Consider the following 6,124-nt stretch of genomic DNA (forward strand, 5'->3'; position numbering starts at 1 on the left):
GCCGTCGTCGTCGTGCCGTCCTCCCGTGTTCGTCGCACGATCGCCGGGTGGATGTCTCCCCCGACCGGGACCCGGAGGGCCGGGCCCGCAACGCCCGCCCCCGCGACGCGCTCGGCCGCCCGCTGCCGCGCGGCGCCGAGGGCGTCGAGCGGGCGCCGGAGGGCGTGCCGCGCACTCCGGACGAGGCGGTCGCCGAGGCGCAGGCCCTGCTCGACGCCGGCCGCCCGTTCCACGCCCACGAGGTGCTGGAGGACGCGTGGAAGGCCGCGCCCGCCGACGAGCGGCAGCTCTGGCGCGGCCTGGCCCAGCTCGCCGTCGGCCTCACCCACGCCGCCCGCGGGAACGCCCGCGGCGCCGCGACGCTGGTGGAGCGGGGCGCCGCCAACGTCGCCCCCTACGCCGCCGCACCGCCGCACGGCCTCGACGTCGCCGGGCTGCTGGCCTGGGCGCGCGGGCCGCTCGACCCGGACCGGCCGTTCCGCCTGCGCGCCCCTGGCCCGCGCTCCTGAGCCCGGGCAGACTGCGGGCGGCGGGAGGAGGCCCCATGCGCAGCTACGAGGCGGCCACACGGATCGACGCGGCGCCGGACGAGGTGTGGCGGCACCTGGTCGACGTCGGCAGCTGGCGGGACTGGGACTCCGGCGTCGACCGGGTCGAGGGGCGCGTCGCGCTCGGCGAGCGGCTGACCCTGTACGCGACCATGATCCGCAGTCGCCCGTTCGCGGTCACCGTCACCGAGCTGCGGCCGGGCGAGGCGATGCGCTGGCGCGGCGGCCTGCCGTTCGGGCTGGCGGTCATCGAGCGCACGTACACCCTCGACCGGCAGGACGGCGGCGGCACGGTGCTCACCGTCCGCGAGGACCAGACCGGCCCGCTGGCCTGGGTGACCGAGCGGGCGACACCGGACCTCAACCCCTCGTTCCGCCAGTTCTGCGCGGGGCTCCGGGCGCGCGCCGAGCGGTCTGCCCGGCGCCCGGGCTGAGGCTCAGCAGAACTCGGCGAGCAGCACCCGCGCGCGGGCGGCGAACGGCGCGAAGCCGAACAGGTCGCACAGCTCCAGCGCCCGCTCCAGCTCCGCGGTCGCGCCCGGCTCGCCGAGCAGGCCGAGCACGCCGCCGCGGTAGAGCGCCGTCGGGCCGAGCACCGTCGTCCCGGCCCACAGCACGACCACCGTGTCGCCGTAGGAGCGCAGCGCGGGCAGCACGGTGGCGGCGAGGTCGCGGGCGCGCAGCTCCAGGGCGACGTCGGCCAGCAGGACGGTGCGCACCGGCTCGCGGGCGCCGTGCGCGGGGAAGCCGAGCCACCGCTCGACGGCGGCACGGGACACCTCCGTCCGGCCGGCCTGCGCGTGCGCCTGGGCGAGCACCGCCAGCCAGCCCGGGTCGACCGTGGCGGCCAGGTCGACCACCTCCGGCACCAGGTCGGGCATCCGCCGTTCGTGCCAGGCGGCGATGCCCTCGATCGTCTGGCGGGACATGCGGGTGACGTCCGCGGCGGCCGGGGAGGTGGTGGGCGCGTCGGCGACGGCGGCGTCGGCCAGCCGGCGCGCGCCGTCGGCGTCCCCGCGGGCCAGCGCGAGTCCGGCCGACCACCAGGCGTCGAGCTGCAGCAGGTCGCCGTCGCCGCGGCGGGTGGCCAGCTCGGTGAACCGCCGGCTGACCACCGCCGCCTCCTCCGCCTGCGCGGTCTCGGTGAGCGCGCAGCGCAGCAGGTGCAGCGCGGTCGCCTCGGCCGCCGGGTCGCCGGTGGACTCGCGCAGCATCGTCCGGGCCAGCGCCACCCGGCCGGCCGCGTGCGCCGGCGTCCAGTCGGCGACGAAGCGGGCCACCCGGGCGCGCGGGCGTGCGGCGGGGGAGTCGCCGGCCGCGGCGAGCGCCCGGTCGGCCAGCTCGCGGCCGCCGGGCTCGCCGGAGGAGGACCGCTGCACCGCCAGCGCGGCGAGGACCGCCGAGGCGAGGGCGGGCGGCAGCTCCCCGGCGCGGGCGGCGGCCTCCTCCAGCAGCGCGACGTCGGTGGCGGCGGGCGCGCCCACCGACGCCCAGTAGCCGCCCACCCCGCCCCCGGCCGAGGCGACGGCGGCGCGGGCCAGCCGGGCGGGGTCGTCGGCGGCGCGGGCGAGGCCGGCGGCGGTGCGCAGCTCGGCGCCGCTGTCCTCCAGCAGGCCCAGCCGGCGCAGCCCCTCGCCGCGGAGCAGGTGCAGGTCGGCCCCGAGCGCGGAGGCGCCGGCCGGGACGTGCGATAGCCCGCGCCCGGCGAGCGCGACCGCCTCGTCGACGCCGGCCCGGTCGAGGGCCTCCCCGGCGGCGCGGAGGCAGGCGCGGGCGGCCCGCTCGTCCGGCCCGCCGGCGGCGGCCTCGCTGCGGTGCACGGCGATGGCCCCGGCGGAGGTGGCCGCGGCCGGCCCGTTCTCCAGCGCCGCGGCGAGCCGGCCGTGGACGGCGGCGCGCTCGACCGGGCCGAGGTCGGCCAGCAGGACCTCGCGCACCAGGTCGTGCGCCACCCGCACCCGGCCGGGCGTCGTCTCCAGCAGCAGGCCGGTGCGCAGGGCCGCCGTCACCCCGGCGGGGTCGCCGGGGCCGAGCGCCGCGCCGAGCAGCGCCAGCGACACCTCGCGGCCGGCGACGGCGGCCGTGGCCAGCACGCGCTGCGCGCCGGCCGGGAGCGCGGCCACCCGCAGCCGGACGACGTCGCGCACGCCCGCCGGGACGGCGGGACCGGACGGAGCGGGCAGCGCGGCGAGCTCGGTGACGAAGAACGGGTTGCCGCCGGTGCGCGCGGTGAGCGCGGCGGCGTCCTCGGCGGGGGCGCCGCGCAGCTCCCCGACCAGGTCGGCGACCTCGTCGGCCGCCAGGCCGCCCAGGCGCAGCCGGCGCGCACCGGGCAGGCGGGCCGCGGCGCCGAGCACCCGCGACAGGCCCTCGTCGCCGGTGGCCTCCTCGCGGCAGGTGACGGCGAGCAGCACCCGGCTGCCGTGCATCTGCGACAGCACCACCTCGAGCACGTGCAGGGAGTCGCGGTCGGCCCACTGCAGGTCGTCGAGGACGACGAGCAGCGGCGCGTCGGCCGCGAGCGCGTGCAGCCGGCGGGCGGTGTCCAGGCCGAGCGCGAAGCGGGCGCCGGTGTCGGAGCCGAGCGCCGCCTCGGGCAGGCCGCCCAGCACCTGCTGCCACGGCCAGTACGGCGGCGCCCCGCCGATCTCCGCGCAGCGCCCCCAGCGCACCGCCGCCCCGGCGCGGGCGGCGAAGGCCTCGACCAGCCGGGTCTTGCCGATGCCGGGCTCGCCGGTGACCACGACGGCGGTGCCGCGCCCGGCGGAGGCCGCCGACCAGGCGGCGCCGAGGGCGGCCAGCTCGGCGGGCCGGCCGACGAAGCCGTCCGTGGCGGGTCCCGGCGGGGCGGGCGCGGGCGGAGGAGGTGCCGTACCCCGCGCTCGGGCGGACGCGGACCCCGCACCGAGCGCGGGGTCCTGGCGCAGCACCGCGGCCTCGAGGTCGCGCAGCTCGGCGGAGGGGTCGAAGCCCAGCTCGTCGGCGATCCGCTCCCGGACGCGGCGCAGCACGTCCAGGGCGTCTGAGGCGAAGCCGGCCAGGCCGGTGACCCACAGCAGGACGCCGGCCGCCAGCGTGGGCAGCAGCGCCCACAGCCAGGCGGTCCCGAGGCTGCGCAGCGACGTCCGGCGGACGCCCCAGTCCGGCCGGCGCAGCGTCCCGGTGGCGACCAGGCGGGCGACGACGGCGGCCAGCAGCGGGATGAGCGCCTGGCCGAACAGCAGCGCCTGGACCAGCGGCGGCGCCTCGTCGACGCGGGTGACGTCGGCGCCGGCGGCCGCGGCGACGGAGGTGGTGACGGAGAGCAGGAGGGCGACCGTGGCGAGGAAGACGCCGATCTCCCGCCACGGGGACGGGCGGGGGGCGGATGCCGGTGCGGTGGCCTGTGGGGTGGCCGCCGCGGGGGTGGAGAGCGAGGAGGTCATGGCGGCCACGCTGGGTGCCCGGGCTGGTCGGGTGCTGGTCGCCGGCTGGCGCGGCGCCGACCAGCGGCCCACCAGCGCGCGGGCGCACCGTGCGGGCCATGGAGCCGATCGACGCCGTCCTCCCCGGCGCGCAGGTGCTGACCCTCCCGGCGGGCACCCCGGCGCACCGCTACCTCGCCCGCCGCGCCGACCTGGTGCTCGTCGTCCTGGAGGGGGCGCCGGCGCTCGCGGTCGGGGCGGGCCCGCCGCGGGCCCGCCCGGCCGGCTCGGTCGTCGTCTGCCCGCGCGGGGTGACCTGGTCGGTCGCCGGCGGCCCGGCGCCCGCCCGGCTGGCCGCCGTCGGCTTCCCGTCGGGACCGGAGCGGACGCTCGCCGCCCTCGTCGGCCCGCCGCCGCTGGACGGCGCCGCTCTCGTGGCCGCCGCGGCCGACGGCGGCCTGGAGGTCGTGCTGGAGCCGCTGCGCCGGGTGCCGTGACCACTGTGACCGGAACCACGTCCGGCTCCGGTCGCGGTGTCACGATGGTCCGGTGAGCACCGACACCGCTCCCTCGACCGGCACCGCTCCCTCCACCGGCACCGCTCCCTCCACCGGTACCGGCGACAGCGCGCCCGGCGAGCCGGCCGCCGCGCCCCGCGGGCCGGTCACCTCGGCGTCCTACTCGATCACCGTGCGGCTGACCGCCGACGGCGACCCGGCGTCCATCGGCCGGATCGCCACCGCGGTGGGCACCGCCGGCGGGGCGGTGACCGCGATCGACGTCGTCGACTCCCGCTCCGACGGGCTCACCGTCGACGTCACCTGCTCGGCCGCCGACGCCGCCCACTCCGAGGAGATGGTCGACGCGCTGCGCGCCGTCCCCGGCGTGGCCGTGCGCAAGGTCAGCGACCGCACCTTCCTGCTGCACCTCGGCGGCAAGCTGGAGGTGGCCTCCAAGGTGCCGCTCAAGACCCGCGACGACCTGTCGATGGCCTACACGCCCGGCGTCGCGCGGGTGTGCCTGGCGCTGGCCGAGCACCCCGAGGACGTGCGGCGGCTGACCATCAAGGGCAACACCGTCGCCGTCGTCACCGACGGCTCGGCCGTCCTGGGCCTCGGCGACCTCGGGCCCGGCGCGGCGCTGCCGGTCATGGAGGGCAAGGCGGCGCTGTTCAAGCGGTTCGCCGACATCGACGCCTGGCCGATCTGCCTGGACACCCAGGACGTCGACGAGATCGTGCGCACCGTCGAGCTGATCGCGCCCGGCTTCGGCGGGATCAACCTCGAGGACATCGCCGCGCCCCGCTGCTTCGAGATCGAGGCCCGGCTGCGCGAGCGGCTCGACGTCCCCGTCTTCCACGACGACCAGCACGGGACGGCGATCGTCGCGCTGGCCGCCCTGCGCAACGCGCTGCGCGTCGTGGACAAGCAGCTGCCCGACGTGCGGATCGTCGTCGCCGGGGCGGGCGCCGCCGGGACGGCGATCGTGCACCTGCTGCTGGAGGCCGGCGCCGGTCAGGTGCTGGTGTGGGACCGGGAGGGGATCCTCTCGCCCGACGACGAGCGGCTGTCCCCGGCCAAGCTCGCGCTGGCCCGGCGGACCAACCCCGCATGCACGCGCGGCGACCTGCCCGCCGCGCTGGCCGGCGCCGACGTGTTCATCGGTGTCAGCGCCGGCAACGTGCTGCCGGTCGAGGCGCTGGCCGGGATGGCCGAGCGCGCGGTGGTGTTCCCGATGGCCAACCCGACGCCGGAGGTCGACCCGGTGCGGGCGCGCCAGTACGCCGCCGTCGTCGCCTCGGGCCGGTCGGACCTGCCCAACCAGATCAACAACGTGCTGGCCTTCCCCGGCGTGTTCCGCGGCCTGCTCGACGCCCGGGCCACCGAGATCAGCACCGGGATGCTGCTGGCCGCCGCCGAGGCGCTGTCGGCGCTGGTGCGCGACGACCAGCTCAACGCCAACTACGTCATCCCGAGCGTGTTCGACCCGGCGGTGACGCCCGCGGTGGCCGCCGCCGTCGCCGACCAGGCCCGGGCCGAGCCGGGCGCGACCGCCCCCGTCACCGACCGGATGAGCTCGAGCGGCTGACGCCGGGGCTCCACCCGGGCGGGGGACGGTGATTGGCCGCGGTGTCCTCGACGAGTGGGGGCCGGAGGCTCCCGCGAGGAGCGG

The 6,124-nt window shown here is 79.3% G+C and carries 5 protein-coding genes; 4 read left to right on the forward strand and 1 reads right to left on the reverse strand.

Translation table 11 applies throughout. The features are described 5' to 3' along the window. Positions 1-47: 47 nt before the first annotated feature. The gene (locus WA616_RS24040; protein ID WP_336033846.1) at positions 48-509 is read left to right on the forward strand and encodes a DUF309 domain-containing protein; all 462 of its coding nucleotides are present in this window, start codon (positions 48-50) and stop codon (positions 507-509) included. A gap of 35 nt (positions 510-544) precedes the next feature. Continuing rightward, positions 545-982: an SRPBCC domain-containing protein gene (locus tag WA616_RS24045; protein WP_073417763.1), complete on the forward strand. Its 438-nt coding sequence runs from the start codon at positions 545-547 to the stop codon at positions 980-982. A 3-nt stretch (positions 983-985) separates the two neighbouring features. Here WA616_RS24045 and WA616_RS24050 read toward each other — a convergent pair whose 3' ends face one another. Then, positions 986-3,973 (reverse strand): ATP-binding protein, encoded by a 2,988-nt coding sequence (locus tag WA616_RS24050; RefSeq protein ID WP_336033849.1) that lies wholly within the window; start codon positions 3,971-3,973, stop codon positions 986-988. Positions 3,974-4,071: 98 nt separating this feature from the next. Here WA616_RS24050 and WA616_RS24055 point away from each other — a divergent pair, with 98 nt between their 5' ends. Next, complete coding sequence (locus WA616_RS24055) at positions 4,072-4,449, forward strand: hypothetical protein (RefSeq protein ID WP_336033851.1); 378 nt, start codon at positions 4,072-4,074, stop codon at positions 4,447-4,449. A 52-nt stretch (positions 4,450-4,501) separates the two neighbouring features. Continuing rightward, positions 4,502-6,040 (forward strand): NAD-dependent malic enzyme, encoded by a 1,539-nt coding sequence (locus WA616_RS24060; protein WP_336033853.1) that lies wholly within the window; start codon positions 4,502-4,504, stop codon positions 6,038-6,040. Positions 6,041-6,124 lie beyond the last annotated feature (84 nt).

It is taken from the genome of Geodermatophilus sp. FMUSA9-8, from assembly GCF_037034165.1.
Lineage (GTDB): Bacteria > Actinomycetota > Actinomycetes > Mycobacteriales > Geodermatophilaceae > Geodermatophilus > Geodermatophilus nigrescens.